Origin of the sequence: Mycolicibacterium nivoides, from assembly GCF_003855255.1 — a bacterium.
GTDB classification, from domain to species: domain Bacteria; phylum Actinomycetota; class Actinomycetes; order Mycobacteriales; family Mycobacteriaceae; genus Mycobacterium; species Mycobacterium nivoides.
In genome coordinates this window covers 5,046,224-5,069,875 of sequence record NZ_CP034072.1, presented here as the reverse complement: position 1 = coordinate 5,069,875, position 23,652 = coordinate 5,046,224, and the positions used below count along the sequence as shown (strand labels likewise).

26 protein-coding genes, 1 tRNA gene and 1 pseudogene are annotated in these 23,652 nt (G+C 67.1%); 20 read left to right on the top strand and 8 right to left on the bottom strand.

All coding sequences use genetic code 11. The features are described 5' to 3' along the window. Window positions 1–11 precede the first annotated feature (11 nt). The 5 genes from rplF to rplO are packed head-to-tail and all read left to right on the top strand — an operon-like array spanning window position 12 to window position 2,268. Entirely contained in the window at window positions 12–551 is a 540-nt protein-coding gene (gene rplF, locus EH231_RS24740) for a 50S ribosomal protein L6 (protein ID WP_090424653.1), read from the top strand. Between the two features lie 2 nt (window positions 552–553). Continuing rightward, window positions 554–961 (top strand): 50S ribosomal protein L18, encoded by a 408-nt coding sequence (gene rplR, locus EH231_RS24735; RefSeq protein ID WP_044516179.1) that lies wholly within the window; start codon window positions 554–556, stop codon window positions 959–961. A gap of 25 nt (window positions 962–986) precedes the next feature. Beyond that, a complete protein-coding gene (gene rpsE, locus EH231_RS24730; protein ID WP_084621991.1) occupies window positions 987–1,643 on the top strand; it encodes a 30S ribosomal protein S5 in 657 nt (218 codons plus the stop codon). Window positions 1,644–1,645: 2 nt separating this feature from the next. Then, window positions 1,646–1,828 (top strand): 50S ribosomal protein L30, encoded by a 183-nt coding sequence (gene rpmD / locus EH231_RS24725; protein ID WP_044516182.1) that lies wholly within the window; start codon window positions 1,646–1,648, stop codon window positions 1,826–1,828. Beyond that, complete coding sequence (gene rplO / locus EH231_RS24720; RefSeq protein WP_090424654.1) at window positions 1,825–2,268, top strand: 50S ribosomal protein L15; 444 nt, start codon at window positions 1,825–1,827, stop codon at window positions 2,266–2,268. The genes rpmD and rplO overlap by 4 nt, the downstream gene beginning before the upstream one ends. Window positions 2,269–2,392: 124 nt before the next feature. On the opposite strand, the gene EH231_RS24715 is transcribed toward rplO, so the two are convergent. Next, window positions 2,393–3,319, bottom strand: a complete 927-nt coding sequence (locus EH231_RS24715) for an LLM class flavin-dependent oxidoreductase (protein ID WP_090424655.1) — start codon at window positions 3,317–3,319, stop codon at window positions 2,393–2,395. Window positions 3,320–3,404: 85 nt separating this feature from the next. On the opposite strand from EH231_RS24715, the gene sppA reads away from it, so the two are divergent. Further along, window positions 3,405–5,189, top strand: a complete 1,785-nt coding sequence (gene sppA / locus EH231_RS24710) for a signal peptide peptidase SppA (protein WP_124713503.1) — start codon at window positions 3,405–3,407, stop codon at window positions 5,187–5,189. Window positions 5,190–5,397: 208 nt separating this feature from the next. Beyond that, complete coding sequence (locus tag EH231_RS24705; protein ID WP_090424657.1) at window positions 5,398–6,819, top strand: MFS transporter; 1,422 nt, start codon at window positions 5,398–5,400, stop codon at window positions 6,817–6,819. A gap of 20 nt (window positions 6,820–6,839) precedes the next feature. On the opposite strand, the gene EH231_RS24700 is transcribed toward EH231_RS24705, so the two are convergent. From EH231_RS24700 to EH231_RS33980, 3 genes are read right to left on the bottom strand one after another with little or no spacing between them, the layout of a single operon-like run. After that, window positions 6,840–7,760 (bottom strand): class I SAM-dependent methyltransferase, encoded by a 921-nt coding sequence (locus EH231_RS24700; RefSeq protein ID WP_090424658.1) that lies wholly within the window; start codon window positions 7,758–7,760, stop codon window positions 6,840–6,842. A gap of 18 nt (window positions 7,761–7,778) precedes the next feature. Beyond that, window positions 7,779–8,684 carry a class I SAM-dependent methyltransferase gene (locus tag EH231_RS24695; RefSeq protein WP_090424659.1) on the bottom strand — a complete coding sequence of 302 codons (906 nt, stop codon included), beginning with the start codon at window positions 8,682–8,684 and terminating at the stop codon, window positions 7,779–7,781. Between the two features lie 8 nt (window positions 8,685–8,692). After that, window positions 8,693–8,959 (bottom strand): hypothetical protein, encoded by a 267-nt coding sequence (locus tag EH231_RS33980; RefSeq protein ID WP_164481006.1) that lies wholly within the window; start codon window positions 8,957–8,959, stop codon window positions 8,693–8,695. 84 nt (window positions 8,960–9,043) lie between these two features. On the opposite strand from EH231_RS33980, the gene EH231_RS33975 reads away from it, so the two are divergent. After that, window positions 9,044–9,117, top strand: a tRNA-Met gene (locus EH231_RS33975). Here the strand turns inward: EH231_RS33975 and EH231_RS34855 are convergent. Both EH231_RS34855 and EH231_RS24685 read right to left on the bottom strand, forming a co-directional pair. Then, a pseudogene (locus EH231_RS34855) lies at window positions 9,071–9,550 on the bottom strand (class I SAM-dependent methyltransferase); the annotation flags it as partial. The gene EH231_RS33975 and the pseudogene EH231_RS34855 overlap by 47 nt on opposite strands. A 106-nt stretch (window positions 9,551–9,656) precedes the next feature. Further along, window positions 9,657–10,571, bottom strand: coding sequence for a class I SAM-dependent methyltransferase (locus tag EH231_RS24685; protein ID WP_090424661.1), 915 nt, complete (start codon window positions 10,569–10,571; stop codon window positions 9,657–9,659). A gap of 324 nt (window positions 10,572–10,895) precedes the next feature. On the opposite strand from EH231_RS24685, the gene secY reads away from it, so the two are divergent. From secY to EH231_RS24630, 11 genes are all read left to right on the top strand, one after another. Continuing rightward, entirely contained in the window at window positions 10,896–12,221 is a 1,326-nt protein-coding gene (secY, locus tag EH231_RS24680; protein WP_090424662.1) for a preprotein translocase subunit SecY, read from the top strand. Continuing rightward, the gene (locus EH231_RS24675) at window positions 12,218–12,763 is read left to right on the top strand and encodes an adenylate kinase (protein ID WP_090424663.1); all 546 of its coding nucleotides are present in this window, start codon (window positions 12,218–12,220) and stop codon (window positions 12,761–12,763) included. Before secY ends, EH231_RS24675 begins: the two co-directional genes overlap by 4 nt. Further along, window positions 12,760–13,557: a type I methionyl aminopeptidase gene (gene map, locus EH231_RS24670; protein WP_090424664.1), complete on the top strand. Its 798-nt coding sequence runs from the start codon at window positions 12,760–12,762 to the stop codon at window positions 13,555–13,557. Before EH231_RS24675 ends, map begins: the two co-directional genes overlap by 4 nt. A 114-nt stretch (window positions 13,558–13,671) precedes the next feature. Next, window positions 13,672–14,199 (top strand): sigma-70 family RNA polymerase sigma factor, encoded by a 528-nt coding sequence (locus EH231_RS24665; protein ID WP_090424665.1) that lies wholly within the window; start codon window positions 13,672–13,674, stop codon window positions 14,197–14,199. After that, window positions 14,196–14,930: an anti-sigma factor family protein gene (locus EH231_RS24660; protein WP_124713501.1), complete on the top strand. Its 735-nt coding sequence runs from the start codon at window positions 14,196–14,198 to the stop codon at window positions 14,928–14,930. Before EH231_RS24665 ends, EH231_RS24660 begins: the two co-directional genes overlap by 4 nt. Window positions 14,931–15,138: 208 nt before the next feature. Continuing rightward, window positions 15,139–16,896, top strand: coding sequence for a thiamine pyrophosphate-binding protein (locus EH231_RS24655; RefSeq protein ID WP_164481005.1), 1,758 nt, complete (start codon window positions 15,139–15,141; stop codon window positions 16,894–16,896). After that, complete coding sequence (locus EH231_RS24650) at window positions 16,877–17,557, top strand: SRPBCC family protein (RefSeq protein ID WP_090424667.1); 681 nt, start codon at window positions 16,877–16,879, stop codon at window positions 17,555–17,557. Before EH231_RS24655 ends, EH231_RS24650 begins: the two co-directional genes overlap by 20 nt. Before the next feature lie 9 nt (window positions 17,558–17,566). Then, on the top strand, window positions 17,567–18,628 hold the full coding sequence (locus EH231_RS24645) for a 3-oxoacyl-ACP synthase III family protein (RefSeq protein ID WP_090424668.1): 1,062 nt from the start codon (window positions 17,567–17,569) through the stop codon (window positions 18,626–18,628). Beyond that, window positions 18,628–19,659: a pyridoxal phosphate-dependent aminotransferase gene (locus tag EH231_RS24640; protein WP_090424669.1), complete on the top strand. Its 1,032-nt coding sequence runs from the start codon at window positions 18,628–18,630 to the stop codon at window positions 19,657–19,659. The genes EH231_RS24645 and EH231_RS24640 overlap by 1 nt, the downstream gene beginning before the upstream one ends. Window positions 19,660–19,716: 57 nt before the next feature. After that, window positions 19,717–20,220 carry a MarR family transcriptional regulator gene (locus EH231_RS24635; RefSeq protein WP_090424670.1) on the top strand — a complete coding sequence of 168 codons (504 nt, stop codon included), beginning with the start codon at window positions 19,717–19,719 and terminating at the stop codon, window positions 20,218–20,220. A gap of 56 nt (window positions 20,221–20,276) precedes the next feature. Continuing rightward, window positions 20,277–20,714 carry a hypothetical protein gene (locus EH231_RS24630; protein WP_090424671.1) on the top strand — a complete coding sequence of 146 codons (438 nt, stop codon included), beginning with the start codon at window positions 20,277–20,279 and terminating at the stop codon, window positions 20,712–20,714. 112 nt (window positions 20,715–20,826) lie between these two features. On the opposite strand, the gene EH231_RS24625 is transcribed toward EH231_RS24630, so the two are convergent. Both EH231_RS24625 and EH231_RS24620 read right to left on the bottom strand, forming a co-directional pair. After that, window positions 20,827–22,038, bottom strand: a complete 1,212-nt coding sequence (locus EH231_RS24625; protein ID WP_044516224.1) for a GAF domain-containing sensor histidine kinase — start codon at window positions 22,036–22,038, stop codon at window positions 20,827–20,829. After that, window positions 22,035–22,697, bottom strand: coding sequence for a response regulator (locus EH231_RS24620; RefSeq protein WP_044516225.1), 663 nt, complete (start codon window positions 22,695–22,697; stop codon window positions 22,035–22,037). Before EH231_RS24620 ends, EH231_RS24625 begins: the two co-directional genes overlap by 4 nt. A gap of 104 nt (window positions 22,698–22,801) precedes the next feature. Between EH231_RS24620 and EH231_RS24615 the strand changes: the two genes are divergently transcribed. Next, window positions 22,802–23,599 (top strand): HAD family hydrolase, encoded by a 798-nt coding sequence (locus tag EH231_RS24615; protein WP_124713500.1) that lies wholly within the window; start codon window positions 22,802–22,804, stop codon window positions 23,597–23,599. Window positions 23,600–23,652: the final 53 nt, after the last annotated feature.

The following is a 23,652-nucleotide window of genomic DNA, read 5'->3' as shown; positions in this document are numbered from 1 at the left end:
GGAAGTAGAACATGTCGCGTATTGGTAAGCAGCCGGTCCTGGTTCCCGCCGGGGTCGATGTGACGATCGACGGCCGCAACGTCTCGGTCAAGGGCCCCAAGGGCACCCTGACCCTCGACGTCGCCGAGCCGATCACCGTCGAGCGCAACGACGACGGCGCCATCGTGGTCAGCCGTCCCGATGACGAGCGGCGCAGCCGCTCCCTGCATGGGTTGTCCCGCACCCTGGTGGCCAACCTGGTCACCGGTGTCACCGAGGGCTACACCCGCAAGATGGAGATCTTCGGCGTCGGCTACCGCGTCCAGCTCAAGGGTTCCAACCTGGAGTTCGCGCTCGGTTACAGCCACCCCGTGGTGATCGAGGCGCCCGAGGGCATCACGTTCGCCGTCGAGACGCCCACGAAGTTCTCGGTCACAGGTATCGACAAGCAGAAGGTCGGTCAGATCTCCGCGGTCATCCGCCGCCTGCGCCGCCCCGACCCGTACAAGGGCAAGGGTGTGCGTTACGAGGGTGAGCAGATCCGCCGCAAGGTCGGAAAGACAGGTAAGTAAACATGGCTGCGAAGACTGAAGCTGCCGCCGTCCGCAAGCCGGTCGGGCAGAACATCTCTGAGACCCGCCGCAACTCACGGCTGCGTCGCCACGCCCGGCTGCGCAAGAAGGTCGCCGGCACCGCACAGACCCCGCGTCTGGTGGTCAACCGTTCGGCACGGCACATCCACGTGCAGCTCGTCGATGACCTGGAAGGCGTCACCTTGGCGGCTGCCTCGTCGATCGAGGCCGACGTGCGCGCGGTCGAGGGCGACAAGAAGGCACACAGCGTTCGGGTCGGTCAGCTGATCGCCGAGCGCGCCAAGGCTGCCGGTGTCGACACTGTCGTGTTCGACCGTGGTGGCTACACCTATGGCGGCCGGATCGCCGCGCTGGCGGATGCCGCGCGCGAGGGCGGGCTGAAATTCTGATGACTGTCAACGAGAGGACTGCATGATGGCCGAGCAGGCAACTGGTGCCGGCGGCCCAGGCGCTTCCGACAACCGTGGTGGCCGCGGCCGCCGCGACGACCGTGGTGGCCGTGGTGGCCGCGACAGCGGTGAGAAGAGCAACTACATCGAGCGCGTGGTGACCATCAACCGCGTCTCCAAGGTGGTCAAGGGTGGTCGGCGCTTCAGCTTCACCGCGCTGGTCATCGTCGGTGACGGCAAGGGCATGGTCGGTGTCGGCTACGGCAAGGCCAAGGAAGTTCCGGCCGCCATCGCCAAGGGCGTCGAGGAGGCTCGCAAGAGCTTCTTCCGCGTGCCGCTGATCGGTGGCACCATCGTCCACCCGGTCCAGGGTGAGGCTGCCGCCGGTGTGGTCATGCTGCGTCCGGCGAGCCCCGGTACCGGTGTCATCGCCGGTGGTGCGGCCCGTGCCGTACTGGAATGCGCCGGGGTGCACGACATCCTGGCCAAGTCGCTGGGCAGCGACAACGCGATCAACGTGGTGCACGCCACCGTTGCCGCGCTGAAGATGATCCAGCGTCCCGAAGAGGTGGCGGCCCGTCGCGGTCTGCCGCTCGAGGACGTGGCGCCGGCCGGCATGCTGAAGGCCCGGCGCGAGAGCGAAGCGCTGGCTGCCGCAGCAGCGCGTGAGGGATCGGCATAACCATGGCAGAGCTGAAGATCACCCAGGTGCGCGGAACCATCGGCGCACGCTGGAAGCAGCGCGAAAGCCTGCGGACCCTGGGGCTGAAGAAGATTCGTCAGTCCGTGGTTCGTGAGGACAACGCGCAGACCCGCGGTCTGATCAAGGCCGTTCATCACCTCATCGAGGTGGAGGAAGTCAAATGAGCGTTATCAAACTGCACGACCTGAAGCCCGCTCCCGGCGAGAAGAAGGCCAAGACCCGCGTTGGTCGTGGTGAGGGCTCCAAGGGTAAGACCGCCGGTCGTGGTACCAAGGGCACCAAGGCCCGCAAGAACGTCCCCGCGACGTTCGAGGGTGGCCAGATGCCGATCCACATGCGGCTGCCGAAGCTCAAGGGCTTCAAGAACCGCTTCCGGACCGAGTACGAGGTCGTCAACGTCGGCGACATCACCAAGGCCTTCCCGCAGGGCGGCACCATCGGTGTCGACGAGTTGGTGGCCAAGGGCCTGGTTCGCAAGAACAGCCTGGTGAAGGTGCTCGGCGACGGCAAGCTGACCGTCAAGGTCGACGTGACCGCCAACAAGTTCAGTGGTAGCGCCCGCGAGGCGATCACCGCTGCCGGCGGTTCGGCCACCGAGCTGTAATTGGCGGCCCGCCGCCGTGCTGTGATTGGCGGCCCGCCGCCGTGCTGTAGTTTCTCTGCGCGAGCAGACACAAAGGTGCCCCTTTTCTCTTGAAAAGGGGCACTTTTGTGTCTGCTCGCGGAACCTAGGTGAGCTGCGGGATCACGTCGGCGGCCAGCCGCTCCAACTGCTCGCGGTCCTCGGCGACGCTTGCCCCCGTCGGGTTGAGCACGATGGTCTGCGCGCCCGCATCGAGAACCTCCCGCAGGCCCCGCGCCACCTCGTCCGCCGTGCCGGCCACTGCCACATCTCCCAGACCGGACCTGTCCCCGTAGATCCGTCCCAAGCCCGCGTCCACCCGCTCTCGCGCGCGGGCGCTGTCGTCGTCGACGATCAGGTACACCCGCTTGCCGATCCGGAAGGTGTCCGGGTCCTTGCCCTGCTCGTCTATCTCCCGGCGCACCGTGCGCACGGCCTCGGCGAAGGCCGCGGTGGTCGAGGACCCGGCCCCGAGAAACGCATCGCCGTGGCGAACCGCGCGGGCCAGCGCGGCCGGGGCGTTGGCACCGAACCAGATCGGCGGGTGCGGACGCTGCACGGGTTTGGGGCTGATGGCCAGGTCGTCGACGTCGCGGAACCGGCCGTGAAAGGTGATCCGGGGTTCGTCCGACCAGGCGGCCTTCATCAGCTCAAGGCCCTCGGTGAAGCTGGAGATGAACGTCGAGGAGTCCACCCCGAAGGCCGGGAACTGCCGGAAACCCCCGCCGGGCGCCACCCCGACGTCGAGGCGGCCGTGACTGAGCCGGTCCACCGCGGTGATCGAGGAAGCCAGCTGCAGCGGGTCGTGCAGGGAGGTGACCAGGACCGCCACACCCAACCTCAGTGTCGTGGTGACCGCCGCGGCATACGACAGCAGCTCCAGCGGGGCGATGGTCGGTGCCGGGCCCACGGTCTGCTCGATGGTCCAACCACCCTCGAAGCCGAGTTCCTCGGCGCGAGCCAGATACGCCTTGAAACCCGTGTCGTCGAAGCCGTCGTGGTCGAGCTGCGGAAGCGAGATGGAAAACGTCACCCGTCTCACGCTACGACGGTAGGTCCGGTGGGCGGCGAGTTCTCGTCGACGCGCGCAGAACCCGCGGATCGGTAGGCTCGGATTCATGTTCGCTTTTCTCCCAGGGATTCCCGGCAAGGACGAACTCAAGACATGGGTCAGGCGCGTCGACACCGCCCGGCACAACGGAGTTCCCGGCGGCTGTGTCTTGGAGTTGGACCTGCTGTCGATACCGCCTGAGACCAGCGGCTTCGACCCGCTGGCCGTGATCGCGGGCGGGGGGCGCCCGATGGTGCTCCGGCAGACCGTCGCGGCGATCCACCGCGCGGCCAAGGATGACCGGGTGGCCGGGCTGATCGCGCGGGTGCAGCTGCCCGCCGCCGCACCCGGACCGGTGCAGGAGTTGCGCGAGGCCATTGCGGCGTTCAGCGATGTCAAACCTTCGTTGGCATGGGCGGAGACCTACCCCGGCACGCTGTCCTACTACCTGGCATCGGCGTTCCGCGAGGTGTGGATGCAGCCGTCAGGCACGGTCGGACTGGTCGGTTTCGCCACCAACGCCACGTTCCTGCGCGATGCGCTCGACAAGGTGGGTATCGAGGCCCAGTTCGTCGCGCGCGGTGAATACAAATCGGCGGCAAACGTTTTCACCGAAGACCGCTACACCGACGCGCAGCGCGAGGCCGACGGCCGGATGATCGAGAGCCTGCAGGCGCAGGCGTGGCAGGCCATCGCCGAATCGCGGCAACTGACCACGGAGGCCATCAACGCACTGGCCGACAGGGCGCCGGTGCTGCGTGATGACGCGGTGACCGCCGGTCTGATCGACCGGATCGGGTTCCGGGACGAGGCGTATTCGCGGATCGGTGAACTGTCCGGCGGCCCGGTCGAGGCCAATGCGGATGCCGACAATCACCCGGATGCCCTACCGCGACTGTATCTTTCGCGTTACGCGCGGACGTCTCCGAAGGTGCCTTCGCCACAGATACCGGGACGCAAATCCAAGCCCACCATCGCGGTGGTGACGCTGCACGGGCCCATCGTCAGCGGGCGGGGCGGGCCACAGGTGCTGCCGCTGGGCAACTCCAGCGCAGGCGGGGACACCATCGGCGCGGCCCTGCGGGAGGCGGCCGCCGACGACGAGGTGTCGGCGATCGTGCTGCGTGTGGACAGCCCCGGTGGCTCGGTCACCGGGTCGGAAACCATTTGGCGCGAGGTGGTTCGGGCCCGCGAGCGGGGCAAGCCCGTCGTCGCCTCGATGGGTGCGGTCGCCGCGTCGGGCGGTTACTACGTGTCGATGGCGGCCGACGAGATCGTGGCCAACGCCGGTACGATCACCGGATCCATCGGCGTGATCACCGGCAAGCTGGTCTCGCGCGAGCTCAAGGACAAACTCGGGGTCGGTTCGGATTCCTTGCGCACCAACCTCAACGCCGATGCCTGGTCTTCCAACGCGCCGTTCACCGACGAGCAGCACGCCCACGTCGAAGCCGAGACCGAGCTGTTCTACGCCGATTTCATCTCGCGGGTGGCCGATGGGCGCAACTTGTCGGTCGAGCAGGTCCACGAGGTGGCCCGAGGCCGGATATGGACCGGCGCCGACGCCAAGGACCGCGGTCTGGTCGACGAACTCGGCGGGCTGCGGACCGCGATCACCCGGGCCAAGGTTCTGGCCGGGCTGGATCCGGACACCAAGGTGCGGGTGCTGAGCTATCCCGGTTCGTCCTGGTTGGACATGTTGCGGCCCAAGCCTTCCTCACAACCGGCCGCGGCGTCGTTGCCGCAGGCGGTCGGCAACCTGCTCGGGCAGTCGGTGGTCGGAGTTCTCGAGAATGCCGGGCGCACGATGACCGGGGTCAACGCACTTTGGTTGGGAGAACACAGGTTTTGACGCAGTTGACAATTGCGGCGCGGTGACGCGGCGGTGCGTCGGCTGCTGGGGGACTGTAACGTCAGACCTTGGCAACTGATGAATTGTCGACGAAACGACGGCCTGGCCCTGCGGTGTTCAACCCAGTCAGAGCAGCCGTAACAGAACGCGCGGCGGGGAACGGTGTCGTCAGACACATGGAGGACTCGTGCCCGCGCATAAAAGCCCGATGAGGGGCTTTGGAGACAAACCGGAGATCGACTACCGCGAACCCGCCGAGAATCCGCCGGACTCCGGCGTATTGAAGAGGGCGATCGCCGCATCGGCGATCGGAAACGCCACAGAATGGTTCGACTACGGCATCTACGCATACGGCGTGGGTTATATCTCGGCGGCGATTTTTCCCGGCGATGCCAAGGGCGCGACGCAGTTGGCGCTCGCCACGTTCGCGGTTTCGTTCCTGGTCCGTCCGCTCGGCGGATTCGTCTGGGGGCCGCTCGGAGACCGACTGGGCCGCAAACACGTTCTGGCGATCACCATCGTGCTGATGGCCGGTGCAACCTTCTGCGTCGGGCTGATTCCGTCGTACGCCTCGATCGGTATGTGGGCCCCGGCGATCATGGTGGCGTTGCGAATGATCCAGGGTTTCTCCACCGGCGGCGAATACGGCGGCGCGGCAACGTTTATGGCGGAATACGCGCCCTCCCGCCGGCGCGGTCTTCTCGGCAGCTTTCTGGAGTTCGGCACCTTGGCCGGGTTCTCCCTCGGCGCCATCCTGATGCTGACGTGCTCGGTGGTGCTCAGTGACGAGCAGATGGGGCAATGGGGTTGGCGATTGCCGTTCCTGGTCGCGGCCCCGCTCGGACTGGTGGGCGTCTACCTGCGTTCGCGACTGGAGGACACCCCGATCTTCCGCGAGCTCGAGGAGTCCGGCGAGACCGAACAGGGCGCCGTCAGCCAGTTCAAGGACCTGCTGTCGGAGTACTGGGCCCCGATCCTGCGCCTGGTGGGCCTGGTCGTCGCGCTCAACGTGGTGAACTACACGCTGCTCACCTACATGCCGACCTATCTGGAACGGACCATCGGTCTGTCGAGCAGTCACTCATTGATCGTTCCTGTCATCGGGATGTTGTCGATGATGGTCTTTCTGCCGTTGAGCGGCCACATCTCGGACCGGGTGGGTCGCAAACCGATGTGGTGGTTGTCGTTGATCGGACTGTTCATCGCCGGGGTGCCGATGTTCCTGCTGATGTCGACGAACATGGTCGGTGCGATCATCGGGTTCGCCGTGCTGGGGCTGCTGTATGTGCCGCAGCTGTCCACCATCTCGGCGACGTTCCCGGCGATGTTCCCCACCCAGGTCCGTTACGCAGGTTTCGCCATCGCCTACAACGTGTCGACGTCGTTGTTCGGCGGCACCGCACCGGCGATCAACGACTGGCTGGTGAACAAGACCGGCGACCACCTGGTCCCGGCCTACTACATGATGGTCGCCTGCGTGATCGGGATGATCGCGCTGATCAAGGTGCCCGAGACCGCCCGGTGTCCGATCGGCGGCACCGAGATACCCGGAACTCCCGAAGCACCGCCCCAGCTGGATTACGAGATCGAGGCCGACGCCGGCACGTCGTCCGCGTCAACAGGCCGGTAGCCGGGCGTCCTGACCGGTCCTCAGCTCAGAGTGCCGCTGATGTAGACGATTTCGCCCATTGGGTCGTTCTCGTCGCGGTCGGGAACCGGCAGGCCGTGGCGGACGAACAGCTCCGACCGGACCACGCCGGTCATCTGCCAGCCCTTGGCGCTCAAATAGTCAGCGGCCGAATGCCTTTCGCCGTGGTAGATCAGCGAAGGCATGTCCATGTTCAACCCCATCTGGCTGAACGCCGCGGTGGCGGCGCGGGCCTTCTCCGGGTCGAAATCCTTGAGCCCGGGTACGAACTCGGTGGCCACCGCGCTGCCCGGTGCGCTCAGTGCGGCGATGTTGTCGAACAGCCGGTCCTGCGCCTCCGGCGGCAGGTAGATCAGCAGACCCTCGGCACACCACGCGGTCGGCGCGGCCGGATCGAATCCCGCTGCCTTCAGGGCGGCAGGCCAGTCTTCACGCAGGTCGATCGGTACCGTCCGTCGTTCGGCCGTCGGTGCCGCCCCCAGGTCCGCGAGCGTGCGGGTCTTGAACTCGATCACCTCGGGCTGGTCGATCTCGTAGACCACGGTGCCCTCGGGCCAGGGCAGCCGGTAGGCGCGGGAGTCCAGACCGGAGGCCAGGATCACCGCCTGCCGGACGCCTGCCTTGCCTGCGGCGATGAAGAAGTCGTCGAAGAACCGTGTGCGCACGGCCATCTCGTCGATGTTGGCGCGGGCCCGGTCGGCGGCGTCGGGTGCGAAGGCGGTCAGAGTAGCCAGGTCCAGCTCACCGTCGACCATCTTGGTGAACACCTCGATGCCCACCGCGCGGACCAACGGCGCGGCGAACGGATCGTCGATCAGCCCGTGCACATCCCGGCTGGCGATCGCCCGCCCGGTCGCCACCAACGTTGCCGTTGCGCCGACGCTGGAGGCCAGATCCCAGCTGTCGCCATCGGTGCGTGCCATCGTGCGCCTCCCGGTTGTCTAGTTCGGTGTCTTCAGTGTCGCTGACAGGTAACCAGAATCGCCCGCGAGATCGTCGAGCTCCTCGGGATAGGGGAAACCGTGCGACTCGTAGGCCGCCCGGGTGGGTTGCACAGTGGCGTCCCAGCCCGAGGCGGTGAGGTGATCGCGGGCCGATGTCCGCTCACCCGAGTAGAACAGGTCCATCAGATCCACATCGGACCCGACCTTCTTGGACCATTCGCTGACCCGCTCGGACCACTTCTCCGTGAGCAAGGCGGCGTCCATGTGTTCGGTGGCCAGCCGGCTGCCCGGTGCGCTGAGCGCGGTGATGTTGTCGAACAGCCGGTCCTGGGCTTCCGGCGGCAGGTAGATCAGCAGACCTTCGGCAATCCAGGCCGTCGGGAGCTGCGGATCGAAACCGTTGTCACGCAGGGCTGCCGGCCAGTCGTCGCGCAGATCGACCGGCACGGTGTGCAGCTCGGCGGCCGGCGCCGCCCCGAGGTCGGTCAGCGTGCGGGTCTTGAACTCCAGCACCGCCGGCTGGTCCACCTCGAACACCACGCTGCCGTCAGGCCAGGCCAGCCGGTAGGCGCGGGTGTCCAGGCCGGACGCCAGGATCACCGCCTGGCGGATCCCGGCGTCCGCGGCCGCGAGAAAGAAGTCGTCGAAAAACCGGGTGCGGACGGCGATCTGTTCGCACATCCGCTGCCTGTCGAGCATCAGGTCGCCCTCGACGCACACCTCGCCGTCGGCGAGCCGGATGCTGTGTTCGAGACCCACCGCGCGCACCAGCGCGTCGGCGAACGGGTCATTGATGAGCGGGTCGGGTTGCTTGGTGGCCAGCGCGCGGGAGGCCGCGACACCGGTCGCGGTCGCCCCGACACTCGTAGCCAGATCCCAGTTGTCTCCGTCGGTGCGTGCCATTGGTGTTCCTAATCTTGTCCGGCGTCTCGTATTGCGATGACGGCCTGTGAATTGCGTTGCGGCTCGGCGGCTTCGCCGGCGGGGAACTCGCGGCCGTAGTCGGCGAACAGCTCGGGCCGCCGTCGTGCGGTCACCGACCATCCCCGGTCGGTGAGGTACTCGACCACCGAGTTGCGCTCGCCGTCGTACCAGAGGTTGGCCAGATCGAGATCGAGGCCGTGCTGGCGCCACTGCTCGCTGAGGACCTGACCGCGCTCGCGGATGCTCGCCGCCATGCCGGGGAGGTGGTACTCGGTGGCCAGCCGGCTGCCCGGGGCGCTGAGTGCGGTGATGTTGTCGAACAGCCGGTCCTGGGCCTCGGGCGGAAGGTAGGCCAGCAGGCCCTCGGCGCTCCATGCGCTCGGTGCCGTCGGATCGAATCCGGCCCCGCGCAGCGCCGCCGGCCAGTCCTCGCGCAGATCGATGGCCACGGTGCGACGCTCGGCCGTGGGCGTGGCCCCGATCTGGGTCATGGTGGCCGTCTTGGCTCCGATCACCGCGGGCTGGTCGATCTCGTAGACCACGGTGCCGTCGGGCCAGGGCAGCCGGTAGGCGCGGGAGTCCAGACCGGAGGCCAGGATCACCGCCTGCCGGATACCGGCGTCGCCTGCCGCGGTGAAGAAGTCGTCGAAGAACTTCGTCCGCACCGCCATGATTCCGGTCATCAGCGCGGCGCCCTCGGCCAGCTGACCGTCGAGGTCGACCTCGCCGTCGGCGAGCTTGGTGAAGAACTCCACCCCCACGGCGCGCACCAGGTCCGCGGCGTACGGGTCGTTGATCAGCGGATCGGGTTCGGCGCTGGCGATGGCGCGGGCCGCGGCGACCATCGTCGCCGTGGCACCCACGCTGGAGGCCAGATCCCAGGTGTCGGTGTCGGACCGGGTCATTCGGGTTCTCCTGACTTCTCGACTTATCGGCGTTACAGCTCGGCTGCTATTTCTCGGCGGCGATGTAGAGCACCGATGCCGCGTGGGCCTCATCCTCGACCGGCGGCAGGCCGGTGCGGATCAGCAGATCGTTCGACGAGATGCCGGTGGTCTGCCACGAGTGGCCTTCCAGATACGTCGTCACGTCGGCACGGTCGCCGAGAAAGATCAGCTCGTTGAGGTCCATATCGAGGCCGTGTGCCCGCCAGCGGTCGGTGAACTCCTGCATCCGGGCCCGGATGGTCTCCTCGTCGTTGGACTCGGTCGCGGGCACGCCCTCGACACCGAAGCGGCTTCCCGGCGCGCTCAGCGCGGTGATCTGGTCGAGCAAACGGTCCTGGGCATCCCCAGGTAGGTAACCCAGCAACCCCTCGGCGATCCACGCCGTCGGAGCCGACGGGTCGAACCCCGCCTCGGTCAGCGCGGCGGGCCAGTCGAAGCGCAGGTCGATGGCCACCGTCCGGCGCTCGGTCGTCGGTACCGCGCCCAGAGCGGCCAGGGTGGCGCTCTTGAACTCGATCACCTCGGGCTGATCGACCTCGTAGACGACGGTGCCGTCGGGCCACGGCAGCCGGTAGGCCCGTGAGTCCAACCCGGCCGCCAGGATGACCGCCTGCCGGATGCCGGCGCGGCAGGCGCTCAGGAAGAAGTCGTCGAAGAAGCGGGTTCGGGCGGCCATGCCGTTGGCGAAACGGATCAGGCCGGTCGCCGCCTCTTCGTCGAGACCTTCGGTGGTGAAGTCCTCGTCGGCGAGCTTGCTGAAGAAATCCATCCCCACGGCGCGAACCAGGGGAGCGGCGAAGGGGTCGTCGATCACCGGATCATCGGCGTTCGTGGCCATCGCGCGCGCTGCCGCGACCATCGTCGCCGTGGCACCGACGCTGGAGGCGAGATCCCACGAGTCGTCAGCAGTCCGGGCCATGAATTCCCCTTTGTTCAGTCGAAATCAACGTGTTAGTTAGGTGATGTAATGAGCTGTCGCCGACTGTACGCCCCGATTCTGAAGAGAAGCTCTGCTCCGCAGCGCGGCTGTACCTCGGACGGATCGGGAGGGTCGACGTCGGTGTATGCCGGGTGCGCGCAGGGGTGCTCTCCAGGGCAGCTGTTACTCTCGTAGACTGATTTGACGGCTGAGTCCGCAGGCTGCGCGCCTGCAGGGCGGTCGGACATGACTTGACCATTGACGCTGGCTCCACCAGCCCCATTTGGCACGCCGCGCTGAGAAGTCGGCTGCGCAGGAGGAAGAGTGCTTTCGGCTTTCATCTCATCACTGCGGACGGCCGACCTCAGACGCAAGATCCTGTTCACGTTGGGCCTGGTGATCCTGTACCGGGCCGGCGCGTCGATCCCGTCTCCGGGGGTTAACTACCCGAACGTCCAGAAGTGCATCGAGCAGGTCAGCGGCGGCGATTCGGCGCAGATCTACTCATTGATCAACTTGTTCTCAGGCGGCGCACTGCTGCAGCTGACGATCTTCGCGGTGGGCGTCATGCCCTACATCACCGCCAGCATCATCGTGCAGCTGTTGGTCGTGGTGATCCCACGCTTCGAGCAACTGCAGAAGGAAGGCCAGGCCGGTCAGGCCAAGATGACGCAGTACACGCGTTATCTGTCGATCGCGCTGGCCATCCTGCAGGCCACCAGCATCGTGGCGCTGGCCGCCAACGGCGGGCTGCTGCAGGGCTGCAGCCTCGACATCATCCAGGACAGCTCGATCTTCGGCCTCATCACCATCGTGCTGGTGATGACCGCGGGCGCAGCGCTGGTGATGTGGATGGGTGAGCTCGTCACCGAACGCGGTATCGGCAACGGCATGTCCCTGCTGATCTTCGCCGGCATCGCGGCCCGCATCCCGTCCGAAGGCCAGACCATCCTGGAGAGCCGCGGCGGCCTGGTGTTCACCGCGGTGGTCGCCGCGACGCTGCTCATCATCGTCGGCGTGGTGTTCGTCGAGCAGGGCCAGCGCCGCATCCCGGTGCAGTACGCCAAGCGCATGGTGGGCCGCAAGATGTACGGCGGCACCTCCACCTACCTGCCGCTCAAGGTCAACCAGGCCGGCGTCATCCCGGTGATCTTCGCGTCGTCGCTGATCTACATCCCGCACCTGATCACCCAGCTGATCCAGAGCGGCAGCTCGAACCCGGGCACGGGTTGGTGGGACAAGTTCGTCGCCGACTATCTGACGAATCCGGCGGATCCGGTCTATATCGCGATCTACTTCGGCCTGATCATCTTCTTCACGTACTTCTACGTGTCGATCACGTTCAACCCGGACGAGCGTGCCGACGAGATGAAGAAGTTCGGCGGATTCATCCCGGGCATCCGGCCCGGCAAGCCGACCGCGGACTACCTGCGGTACGTGCTCAGCCGGATCACCCTGCCCGGCTCGATCTACCTCGGTGTGATCGCCGTTCTGCCCAACGTGTTCCTGCAGATCGGGAACACCGGCTCGGTACAGAATCTGCCGTTCGGCGGAACCGCGGTTCTCATCATGATCGGTGTCGGTTTGGATACCGTCAAACAGATCGAGAGCCAGCTCATGCAACGCAACTACGAAGGGTTCCTGAAGTGAGAGTCGTTCTACTCGGACCGCCCGGCGCGGGCAAAGGCACGCAGGCGGAAAAGCTGTCCGAGAAGCTCGGCATCCCGCAAATCTCCACCGGGGACCTGTTCCGCAAGAACATCGGTGACGGCACCCCGCTCGGCCTGGAGGCCAAGCGCTACCTGGACGCCGGTGACCTGGTGCCCGCCGAGCTGACGAACCGTCTGGTGGAGGACCGCATCGATCAGGCCGACGCCGCCGACGGGTTCATCCTGGACGGCTACCCCCGCTCGGTCGAGCAGGCCGGTGCCCTCAAGGACATGCTTGCCGCCCGCAACACCAAGCTCGACGCGGTGGTCGAGTTCCAGGTGTCCGAGGACGAGCTGCTGACCCGCCTGAAGGGCCGTGGCCGCGCCGACGACACCGACGAGGTCATCCGCAACCGCATGAAGGTCTACCGCGACGAGACCGAGCCGCTGCTGGAGTACTACCGCGACGACCTGAAGACCGTGGATGCGGTGGGCGCCCTCGACGAGGTGTTCGCCCGCGCGTTGCAGGCACTGGGTAAGTGATCAGATTGCCGGGGTTGCGCAAGCGCAAGGTCGTTGCGCAGCGCAGCGCCGGAGAGTTGGACGCGATGGCTGTGGCCGGGGCGCTGGTCGCCTCGGCGCTGCGCGCGGTGCGCGCCGCCGCCGCCCCGGGCATGTCCACACTCGAGCTGGATCAGATCGCCGAGTCCGTCATCCGTGACGGTGGTGGCACCCCGTCGTTCCTGGGCTACCACGGGTTCCCGGCCAGCATCTGCGCATCCGTCAATGACCGTGTGGTGCATGGCATTCCGTCGGCCGGCGAGAAACTGGCCGCCGGAGACCTGGTGTCCATCGACTGCGGCGCGATCGTCGACGGCTGGCACGGCGACTCTGCGGTCACCTTCGGGATCGGTGCGCTCATCGCGGCCGACGAAGCTCTTTCTGCGGCAACGAAATCGGCCATGGAGGCCGGCATCGCCGCGATGCTGCCGGGAAATCGGCTCACCGACGTCTCGCACGCGATCGAGGTCGAGACCCACGCCGCCGAGGCGCGTCACGACCGCAAGTACGGCATCGTCGACGGCTACGGCGGCCACGGCATCGGCCGGCAGATGCACATGGACCCGTTCCTGCCCAACGAGGGATCACCGGGGCGCGGCCCGTACCTGGAGCCCGGCTCGGTACTCGCCATCGAACCCATGCTCACCCTGGGTACCACCGAGACGAAGATCCTCGATGACGACTGGACCGTCGTCACCGTCGACGGGACCCGCGCGGCGCACTGGGAGCACACCGTCGCCGTCACCGAAGACGGCCCGCGAATCCTCACCCAGTAATTAACGCCAGCAATCACTACCCCAACCGCGCGCCCGCGCTGGTGTACAGCCGCGCGCAAAGGTAGTAATTGAACCGGATCGCCACCAACGTCGTATCACAGACGGAGGTAGGGAATGGATGATCCGGAGGCCGCCATGATGCGGGTGCTCTACGACGAGCATGCTGCCGCGCTTTGGCGCTACGCGCTTCGGCTCACGGGCGACCGTGCCCGCGCCGAGGACGTGGTGCAGGAGACACTGCTGCGTGCATGGCGTCACCCTGACGTCACAGCCGACACCGATCGATCAGCACGCGCCTGGTTGTTCACCGTGGCCCGCAATATGATCATCGATGAACGTCGGAGTGCCCGGTTCCGAAACGAAACCGGTGTACCCGACCCGGAACAGGTGGCAGACCATGCCGGGACTGTTGCAACTCCCGACCAAGTGGACAACGCGTTGGATCGAATCTTGCTGAGCACGGCGCTGAGCCAACTTTCCGACGAACACCGGGCCGTGGTCCGCCGGGCGTACTACCAGGGCTGGACCACTGGGCAGATTGCCGACGACCTGCAGATACCTGAGGGCACCGTGAAATCACGGCTGCACTACGCGGTACGTGCGTTACGACTGAACCTGCAAGAGATGGGGGTGACACGATGACACAGTTCGGTGTACCCCACATTCCTGATCCGGTCGAATTCGATCGTTACCGGACCTGGGATGCGGCCTACGTGCTGGGATCGCTGGAAAGCAGCGAGCGACGCGAGTACGAGGCTCATCTGGAGGGCTGCGAGCGGTGCCGTTCCGCGGTGGCCGAGTTGACCGGAATGCCCGCGCTGCTGGCCATGCTCGACCTCGACGACGTGCTTGCCCTCGAATCCGAACAGCCCGATCCGCCGCTGCCCCCCGAGGTGCTGCAGTCCGTGCTGGCCAAGGTCAGCTGGGGACGGCGCCGTTCGCGGTGGGTGACTACGGCGGCGGTGGGCGTGGCCGCGGCACTGCTGGCGATCGGTGTGGTGGTCGGTGTCCGGCCGGAAGTTTTCGGCCTGCACAGCGGCACCGAACAACAGACCTCGGAGATGCTGGCGATGAGCAAGGTCTCCGAAACGCCCATCAATGCCAGCATCGCGATGACCAGTTACTCCTGGGGCACCCGGATCGACATGGCCTGCAGTTACGGGAGCTGGGGCAAGCAGGATGCGCCCCCGCAGAACCTGGGCATGGTGGTGATCGGCCGGGACGGCAGCCGCAACGAGATCGCGACGTGGCTCGGGCTGTCCGGCGCCACCGCGCTGCCCAGTGGCAATACCCAGATGCCGAAGGCGGATATCGCTGCGGTGCAACTGGTTACGTCCCCCGACGGCAAGGTTCTGCTGGAAAAGCAGCTCTGAGCCATCCGGCTCTGCCGACCGATCAGGCGCGGCGTCGTCACGCTGGAGTGACCCTCGGACCCGAGGGTCACCTCGGCGTGACTTTTTGGCATGGCTACGACCTTGGGATGTCCTGCGATATCGCGGGGAGTTTGCACAAATCCGTTATCCGGTGAACCTACGCCGCCCACGGGTCGTGTCATTGGCAGAGCACGGAAGTAGGTGACACATGGTCGAGACGCACAGGGTGGTGGACCACATCGTCGGCTATCTGGCCGCGAATGGGGTCTCGCACATCTTCGGCGTGGACGGTGCCAACATCGAGGACCTCTATGACGCGGCGTACTTTCGTGACGACATCACCGCGGTGCTGGCGAAACACGAATTCTCCGCTGCCACAATGGCGGACGGGTACAGCCGCAGCGGCGCCGGAATCGGCGTGGTGGCGGCAACATCGGGTGGTGGTTGCCTCAACACCGTGCCCGGACTGGCAGAATCGCTGGCCAGCCGGGTTCCCGTGCTGGCCCTGATCGGCCAGGCGCCGACGACGCTCGACGGCCACGGCGCGTTCCAGGACACCAGTGGGGACAACGGCAGCCTGGACGGGCATGCATTGTTCTCGGCGGTCTCGGTGTACTGCCGCAGGGTGTTGACACCCGCCGACATCCTCACCGCGCTTCCGGAGGCGCTGGCCGCCGCTCGCACCGGTGGGCCCGCGGTGTTGTTGCTGCCCAAGAACATTCAGCAGGCCGAGCTGAGGGTGAACGGTAAGGCCGATGGCAGCGGCAATGGCCGCGCCGGGGGCAGCATCGGGACGGAGCCGCGCCATTCCGATCTGGGACCGCTCGAGCGGGCCCTGCGCGGCGTCGACGGCCCGATCACGATCATCGCCGGTGAACAGGTGGCACGTGACGACGCCCGCGCCGAACTGGAACGACTGCGGGCCACGCTGCGTGCGAGGGTGGCCACGGTGCCCGACGCCAAAGACGTGGCAGGCACCCCGGGGCTCGGCTCGTCCTCCGCGTTGGGGGTAGCCGGTGTGATGGGTCATCCCGGGGTGTCCGCTGCCGCCGCCCAGAGCGCGATGTGCCTGCTGGTCGGCACCCGCATGACGGTGACCGCCCGGGCCGGTCTCGACGAGGCGCTGGGTCAGGTGGCGACGTACTCGATCGGCTCGCAGGTGCCGTTCCCGGCGTGCACGCATGTCCACTCCGATGACCTGCGCCAGTCGCTGACGATGCTTGCCCGCGCGCTTTCAGGTCCCGGCCGGCCGGTTCAGGTGCGGGTGCCGGATCTGGTGCCGCGTACCGAACTGAGGCCACCGTCCCACGACGGCCCGGGTATCCGGTACCGCGACGCGATGGCGGTGCTCGACGAGGCCCTGCCCGACGGCACCGACATCGTCGTCGACGCGGGCAACGTCGGGGCATCGGCCATCCACTATCTGCCGGCCCGGCGTGACGGCCGCTTCATGGTGGCGCTGGGCATGGGCGGGATGGGCTACAGCTTCGGCGCGGGCATCGGGATGACGTTTCACCGGGCCTCTGCCACCGGCGCCGTGACCGACCGGCGTACGGCCGTGATCGCCGGTGACGGCTCATTCTTCATGCACGGCATGGAGATTCACACCGCGCTGCAGTACCGGCTGCCGATCACGTTCGTGCTGTTCGACAATCACGCCCACGCCATGTGCGTCACCCGCGAACAGCTGTTCTACGACGATCGCTACTCCTACAACAGGTTCGGCCCGAGCCGGCTGGGTGCCGGTCTGGCGGCGATGTTCCCGGGCCTGCCGGCATACGACGTCACCGAGCTCCGCCAACTGCCCCGGGCGCTTGGCATGGCACTGGACACCGACGGTCCGTCGGTGCTCAGCATCGAATGTTCAGCCGACGAAATCCCGCCGTTCGCAGCATTTCTGACCACAACCGACAGCACACCTTCCATTGCACAGGAGAACAGGTCCCATGTCACTGCCCGCGCTTGAAGACATCACGGCCCATCGGGCCACCCGCACCCCGCTCGACGGACTGATCCGGATCGAGACCTCACCCAAGGAACAGGCCACGCCGATCATCATGGACATGATGCGGTCGGTCTACCCGCATGACCAGGTATTCGGTCAGTACTGCACGGTCAACGACTACATCGAGTGTCCACCCGACGAGTTGTTCGACTACCTGTCCGACACCCGCTGCCTGGAGGAGTGGACCTACAGCCTGCGCGGTTTCACCCCGACCGAAGAGCCCGGGTTGTGGCTTGCCCATGACCGGCTCGGCGCCGGGCCGTCGGGGCCGGGCAGCGCGATCTACACCCGCACCGTGGCCAACCGCGACGCGCTCACCGTGGACTATCACTGCGCCTGGGATCAGGGCAAGCATCTGTGGATGATCTACCTGATGCGGATCGTCGATGCGCAGGTGGTCTTGGACAAGCCGGGATCGGTTGTGCTGTGGACGAATTGCCACCATCCGTTCTACGACGAGAACCCGTACCCGGAGACAGCGCCCCCGGCGCGACCGGTCTGGGTGGGCGACTTCTGGGACATGTTCGGTCCCGGCCACCTGCTGGAATTGCGAAACCTCAAGGCAATCGCCGAATACCGGCACCGCAACGGCCTGCCGGTCACGCCGGCATGGATGAAGTGAGGTTCGGCCATGACTGCGAATACGTCCGCGAAGAGCCCCGTCAGCCTCATCGACGTGTCCACGTACCTGCCCGGTGATCCGATCGGTGCCGACTACTACGCCGGGTTCGCCGAAACAGATGAGTTGGCCGAGAACGTGATGTTCCGCGCGCCGAAGTTCCGTCATCATGTGGCGCCGGAGGAAACCGCGATCGACATGGTCGAGCGGGCCGCTGCCGGGTTGATCGAGCGGCACGGTTCCGACGTCATCACCGCGGCCGATGTGCTGATCACACACACTCAGCTGCCCGACATGCCGTTCTACGGTGGCGGTGGCGGCATGGCGCACCGGCTGGGGATGAAACCCGACTGGGTGATCGACCTGCACAACGGTGGGTGCGCGGCTTTCGTGCTCGGGCTCAAGGTGGCCCGCACGCTGTTGAGCGCGGGGGAGGGCCGGACCGCGGTGATCGCGATCGCCCAGAACGCCGCGGGCACGGTCTTCGACCAGCCGACCGTCCGGCGCAAATCCCAGGCCTCGGTCCCCGGTGACGGCGCGGCGGTCGCGCTGGTGACGCTGTCGGACTCCTCGCCCATCCTCGACATCGAATGCCGCACGTACGGCGAGTACGCGGGTGATATGACCCTCGCGATCGACCCGCCGGCCAAGTGGTGGCAGGCCCGTACCGGGGAGGCTTCCATCGGCTTCACCGAGAGCAAGATCACCAAGGTGCTGGCCCGGGGCAACCGGCAGGTTCCCGAGGTGTCCTATGCGGTCTGCGACCGGATCGGTGTGCAGCCCAAGGACATCGACCTGTTGGTCACCAATCAGCCCAACCGGGTGTTCCTGCGCAACTGGCGCGAGGCGCTGGAGCTGCCCCCCGAACGCCACGTCGATACTTTCGATGACTGCGGAAACCTTTTCGCCGCAGGCATTCCCGTCAATTTCGACCGGGCCGTCACCGACGGGCGGGTGAAGGCCGGCGATACCGTGCTGATGGCCGCCTTCGCCCACGCCGGTGACTTCGCCGGGGCGGCCGCGGTGCGGTGGGGCGGCCGCCCCGGCACCGGCGGCGAGCTGGGGAACGGGTGATGGTGGCACCCCGCACCGCGCTGTCCGACGTCGTCGGCGCGCTGCCGCAGGCGGTCAATCCGTTGGCGCTGTCGCTCAACGAATGCCCGTTTCCGCCGCTGCCAGCGGTGCGCTCAGCGCTGCGTGCGTGCGATGAGGCAGCCAATCGGTATCCGGAATTCCTGCCGCAGCGGTTGCGCTCGCTGATCGCCGATCACGACGGGATGGCCGAGGAACAGGTGATCGTCGGTGCCGGCGCCACCGGGGTCATCATGCAGGTACTGCATGCGGTGACCAGTCCGGGCGACACCATGGTGATGGCGGAGCCCACGTTCGACGGGTATCCGATCTTTGCGCAGATGGCACGGTTGCGGACGGTGACGATTCCGCTCGACGCGCACGGCCACCATGATCTGGACGCGATGGCCGAGGCCGGGAAGGGCGCGAGGGTCGTGGTGGTCTGCAGGCCGCACAACCCGACGGGCACCATCGAACCGGCGATCGAGATCGAGCGCCTCCTGACCCGGCTTCCCGAGGACACCGTCGTGCTGCTGGACGAGGCATACGTGGAGTTCCTGGCCGCCGGACAGCGCATCGACGGGCCGAACCTGGTGGCCCGGTTCGGAAATGTCGTGGTGGTGCGCACCTTTTCGAAGGCCTACGGACTGGCCGGGCTGCGGATCGGCTACGGGTTCTGCGCCCCCGATCTCGGTCGTCAGCTGTGGCGGATGCAGCTGCCGTTCGGAATCGGGCTCAGCGCCCAGGTGGCCGTCGCCGCCTCGTACGATGCGGAAGATCAGCTGCGCCAACGCATCCGGATGATCGCCGCTGAACGGCGCTACCTGCAGACGCGTTTGCGGGCACTGGGTGTCTACAGCACGGACGGGCAGGCCAACTTCGTGTACCTGCCCGGCGGGTCCCTGCCGTGGCCGGAGGTGTTCGATGGCACCGGACTTCAGCTCCGTCACTATGCCGACGGCGGGGTGCGGATCACCATCGGATCGCGGCAGTCCACCCGTGCGGTGCTGGGTGCGGTGACAGCGGCCGCCTGAACCACAGAATGCGCGCGGAATGCGTGGTGCCCGCGCGGTGATGCGGTAAGAAGAGGCGTGCCCTCGCCACCAGACAAACGTGACCCCATCGCGCAGGCCCGCGCGAACTGGGAGGCCGCCGGCTGGGGCGATGTGGCCGGCGGGATGGTCGCGGTGACGTCGGTGATGCGGGCCCACCAGATTCTGCTGGCCCGGGTGGAGTCCGCGCTGCGGCCTTACGATCTGAGCTTCTCGCGATTCGAACTGCTGCGGCTGCTGGCCTTCAGCCGGTCCGGCGCGCTGCCGATCACGAAGGCCTCCGACCGCCTCCAGGTACACGTCACCAGCGTCACGCACGCCATCCGGCGCTTGGAGGCCAACGGTCTGGTGGAGCGCATCCCGCACCCCACTGACGGGCGCACCACGCTCGTGCAGATCACGAAGCTCGGGCGCTCGACGGTCGAGGACGCCACCGTGACCCTGAACGAGCAGGTGTTCGCCGACGTCGGGATGTCGGATGAACAGTCCCAGGCCCTGGTGGCGTCGATCGAGACGCTGCGCCGACACTCCGGGGATTTCTGAGGCGGGTTTCCGTGCGGGAACCCCACTACCCTCGAACGTAGTTGAGGGGAGCGAGCATGCAAGCCAAGCGGGTAGCCGCGGCGCTGGGCTCCGTCGTCGTCGTGTTGACGGCGGCCTGTAGCGCCACGACCACCGGGACAGCGACTGCTCCGGATGACGTCATACCGTTCACGTCGGAGTCGAAGGCGCCCAAGCGAACTGCTCCGAAGAGTCCGCCGCCGACCGCGGGGTCGCCGCGTGGTTCGGCGGGGTTGCCGCCCGAGGCGTTCGCCGAGGTGCGCGCCGCCGGCATCGAAGGTTCGGACCGCGCGATCGGAAACCAGTTGATGATGGCCTGCATCATGGCGGCCGGCAGCTTCAACAAAACCAAGCAGGATGTCGTCAACGTGCTGATCCAGATGGGCAGCAAACTGCCGCCCGACTCGCTCACGACCATCGTGAACGTGGCGCTCAAGTACGAGTGCCCCGAACTCGCCGGGAAACTCGGCGGTTAGTCCGCGAACTTCAGGCTGAGGAATCCGCCGCCCCGGTCCGCCGAGGAGCTGATCGCCCGCGCGGTGCCCGCGGTGCGCGTGTACCTGGGTGAGGACGCCTGAGGACTCCGTCCTACTCGCTCACCGACGGCAGGGGGATGACCGCGGTCACCGTGGTGCCCGCACCGGGCCGCGACCGGATGTGCAGCCGGCCGCCGACGATCTCGGCCCGCTCGGCCATCGACAGCAACCCGTAGCCGCCCATCTCGTCACTGCCCAGCGGATGCTCGAACGTGTCGAACCCCTTGCCGTCGTCGACGATTTCGAGCCGGGCCACACCGTCGTCGACGGCGAAGGTGAGCCGGGCCCGGTCCGCCTCGGCGTGTTTGACCACGTTCTGCAGGCATTCCTGGGCGATCCGGTAAAGGGCCAGCTCGATGTGGTCGGGCACCCGGGTCTCCGCGAGGTCGACATCGATCTCCACGCGCGGGATCGACCGGGCCAGGCTGGCCAGCCCGCCAGACAAGCCGAGGTCGTCGAGAACGGGCGGACGCAGCCCGCTGATCGCGGCCCGCGCCTCCTGCAGCGTAAGGGCGACCAGTTCGCGCGCGGCGGCCAACTGCTCGGCCACCGCCTGCGGCTCGACCGCGCGGGCCGCGGCGTCGAGCCGGTAGGACAGCGTCACCAACCGCTGGGAGATGCCGTCGTGAATGTCGCCGGCCAACCGGCGCCGCTCGAGTTCCTGCGCCTCGATCACCTGCTCGACGAAATTCTCGTGCGCCCGCTCACGAGCCACCAGCTGGCGGTGCAGCCGGGCCTGGTGCAAGGCTCCGGCGATCAGCCTGCCGATGACCAGCAGCAACTCCACGTCGCGCGGGGTGAACTCGCGGCGGTCGACGGTGTGCACGTTGAGCACGCCGACGAGCCCGCCGGGCCCGGTCTCCATCGGGACCGACACCATCGAGGTGAAATCACGCCCGCGTAGCGACTCGAACGGCTTGTAGCGGGGATCGGATTCCTTGTCGTGGCTGATCACCACGGGCTGGCGGTGGTCGGCCACCCAACCGGAGATGCCCTGCCCGAGCGGGAGCCGGATCTTGCCGATCTCGGCATCGAACGGCGGCGTGGCCCCGGCCAGGGTCAGGGCGCGTTCCGAATCATCGAGCACGTGTACGAAGCACACGTCGGTGGCGGTGGCCTCGGTGATCATCCGGGCCGCCGCGGCGGCCAGCGGCTCCACACCCGGGCCGCTCGACGCGGCCCGGATGAGTTCGCGCAGCAGGGCCAGTTCACGGTCGGCGGTGAGGTCGATCGGGCCGAGTTCACGTGCCGGTTTGTCGGTCATTGGTAGATGCCTTCACGCAGTGCTGTCGCCACCGCGCCGGCCCGGTCGCTGACCCCGAGCTTGCGATAGATGGAGCGCAGGTGGGTCTTCACGGTCTCCTCGCCGATCACCAGCTTGTTGGCGATCCCACGGTTGGACAAGCCTGCGACGACGAAGGACAGGATCTCGCTCTCACGCTGGGTCAGCCCCTGCCGGACTCCCGGCCAGAACTCGTCGCGCTGCAGTCGGGCCGCGGTACCGGCCGCGCGAGCCGCCATGCCCGGATCGATCGCGGTCTGGCCGCTGTGGGCGAATTCGAGCTGACGCACCAGTTCGTCACTGCTGATGCTCTTGAGCAGATATCCGGAGGCGCCCACCCGCAGCGCCTGGAACAGGTACTGCTCGTCGTCGTAGACCGACAACATGACCACCTTGCGGTCGGGATCCCGCTCCCGCAGCACCCGGCACAGGTCCAGCCCGCTGGAACCCTCCATCCGCACGTCACACAGCACGATGTCGGGGTTGAGCGTCTCGATCACGCTCAGGGCACGCTCGGCGCCTACGGCCTGGCCGACCACCTCGACCCGGTCGTTGAACGCAGCAAGCATGGCCTTGAGACCCTCGATGACCATCTCATGGTCGTCGACCAGCACAAGGCGCACTGGATTGGAGGGCGCCATGGCATCACCCTAGAGGTGGTGACGCAGTGGGTAGATCAACTTGACCGGCCCAATCCCCCCTACGGGGGACGCGCCACCTGTGTGACGTAGGCCACTCTCATGTGGTGCCCTCACTACAAGAGAAGTCATGGCGTGCCGGACGGTTCTGGTGGGACTGTCCGCAGACCGAAGCTCCTGTCCATCCGCTGCGTGCGGTGGTCTTCGACCTCGATGCACTGTCGGACCTCGACCTGGAGGGGCATCGCGTCGTCTTCAACGCGGCCTTCGCTGCGCACGGTCTGCCCATCCAGTGGAGCGTCGGCCGCTATCAGCAGCTTCTCGCGCTGCACGACGAGCGTCAGCGGGTCACCGCCGAACTGCGTAAGCGGTGCGTCGGCACGGAGTGCGATGTACTCACCGAGGTGCTCGCCGACGAGATCTGCATGACCAAGGACATGATGTTCGACGAGATGATCCTCGAGGCCGGCCTGACGCCACGGCCTGGCCTCGATGATCTGGTGAATGACGCGTTCCTGGCCGGTCTGCCGGTCGCGGTCGTCGCCGCAGGCCGTCGGCGCTGGGCCGAGCCCCTGGTGCGCCAGCTCGTCGGTGACGGCCTGGTGGAAACGGTCGTCACCACCGATGACGTGAGCGCCACCGGGGCCGAGCTGTACCGGCACGCCCTGGCCGAACTGGGAGTGGCGGGCCACGACGCGTTGGCCATGGCCGGCTCGGCCGCGGGTCTGCGTGCCGCCAACGGCGCCGGGATGGCCAGCGTTCTCATCGACCCCGATGCCGGTGCCGGTGTATTCGCCGCGGTGGCGGTGCGGCCGGACTTCACCGGCGCCGACCCGCTGCGCCTGCCGGTATGCCAGCGCCTGCACAGCCAGTGGTGGGCTCAGCGCAGCCCGTCAGCCGCGTAGATCTCGGCGCGCATCCGCGTTCGTAACGTGGTGGCGGCGAAACGCGGGCGCAT

What these genes read in the sequence shown, in the direction of transcription:
- rplF (WP_090424653.1), top strand. Translation starts at nt 12, where the DNA reads ATGTCGCGTATTGGTAAGCAGCCGGTCCTGGTTCCCGCCGGGGTCGAT.
- rplR (WP_044516179.1), top strand. Translation starts at nt 554, where the DNA reads ATGGCTGCGAAGACTGAAGCTGCCGCCGTCCGCAAGCCGGTCGGGCAG.
- rpsE (WP_084621991.1), top strand. Translation starts at nt 987, where the DNA reads ATGGCCGAGCAGGCAACTGGTGCCGGCGGCCCAGGCGCTTCCGACAAC.
- rpmD (WP_044516182.1), top strand. Translation starts at nt 1,646, where the DNA reads ATGGCAGAGCTGAAGATCACCCAGGTGCGCGGAACCATCGGCGCACGC.
- rplO (WP_090424654.1), top strand. Translation starts at nt 1,825, where the DNA reads ATGAGCGTTATCAAACTGCACGACCTGAAGCCCGCTCCCGGCGAGAAG.
- sppA (WP_124713503.1), top strand. Translation starts at nt 3,405, where the DNA reads ATGTTCGCTTTTCTCCCAGGGATTCCCGGCAAGGACGAACTCAAGACA.
- EH231_RS24705 (WP_090424657.1), top strand. Translation starts at nt 5,398, where the DNA reads ATGAGGGGCTTTGGAGACAAACCGGAGATCGACTACCGCGAACCCGCC.
- EH231_RS24700 (WP_090424658.1), bottom strand. Translation starts at nt 7,760, where the DNA reads ATGGCACGCACCGATGGCGACAGCTGGGATCTGGCCTCCAGCGTCGGC.
- EH231_RS24695 (WP_090424659.1), bottom strand. Translation starts at nt 8,684, where the DNA reads ATGGCACGCACCGACGGAGACAACTGGGATCTGGCTACGAGTGTCGGG.
- EH231_RS33980 (WP_164481006.1), bottom strand. Translation starts at nt 8,959, where the DNA reads ATGGCGGCGAGCATCCGCGAGCGCGGTCAGGTCCTCAGCGAGCAGTGG.
- EH231_RS24685 (WP_090424661.1), bottom strand. Translation starts at nt 10,571, where the DNA reads ATGGCCCGGACTGCTGACGACTCGTGGGATCTCGCCTCCAGCGTCGGT.
- EH231_RS24665 (WP_090424665.1), top strand. Translation starts at nt 13,672, where the DNA reads ATGGATGATCCGGAGGCCGCCATGATGCGGGTGCTCTACGACGAGCAT.
- EH231_RS24660 (WP_124713501.1), top strand. Translation starts at nt 14,196, where the DNA reads ATGACACAGTTCGGTGTACCCCACATTCCTGATCCGGTCGAATTCGAT.
- EH231_RS24655 (WP_164481005.1), top strand. Translation starts at nt 15,139, where the DNA reads ATGGTCGAGACGCACAGGGTGGTGGACCACATCGTCGGCTATCTGGCC.
- EH231_RS24650 (WP_090424667.1), top strand. Translation starts at nt 16,877, where the DNA reads ATGTCACTGCCCGCGCTTGAAGACATCACGGCCCATCGGGCCACCCGC.
- EH231_RS24645 (WP_090424668.1), top strand. Translation starts at nt 17,567, where the DNA reads ATGACTGCGAATACGTCCGCGAAGAGCCCCGTCAGCCTCATCGACGTG.
- EH231_RS24640 (WP_090424669.1), top strand. Translation starts at nt 18,628, where the DNA reads ATGGTGGCACCCCGCACCGCGCTGTCCGACGTCGTCGGCGCGCTGCCG.
- EH231_RS24630 (WP_090424671.1), top strand. Translation starts at nt 20,277, where the DNA reads ATGCAAGCCAAGCGGGTAGCCGCGGCGCTGGGCTCCGTCGTCGTCGTG.
- EH231_RS24625 (WP_044516224.1), bottom strand. Translation starts at nt 22,038, where the DNA reads ATGACCGACAAACCGGCACGTGAACTCGGCCCGATCGACCTCACCGCC.
- EH231_RS24620 (WP_044516225.1), bottom strand. Translation starts at nt 22,697, where the DNA reads ATGGCGCCCTCCAATCCAGTGCGCCTTGTGCTGGTCGACGACCATGAG.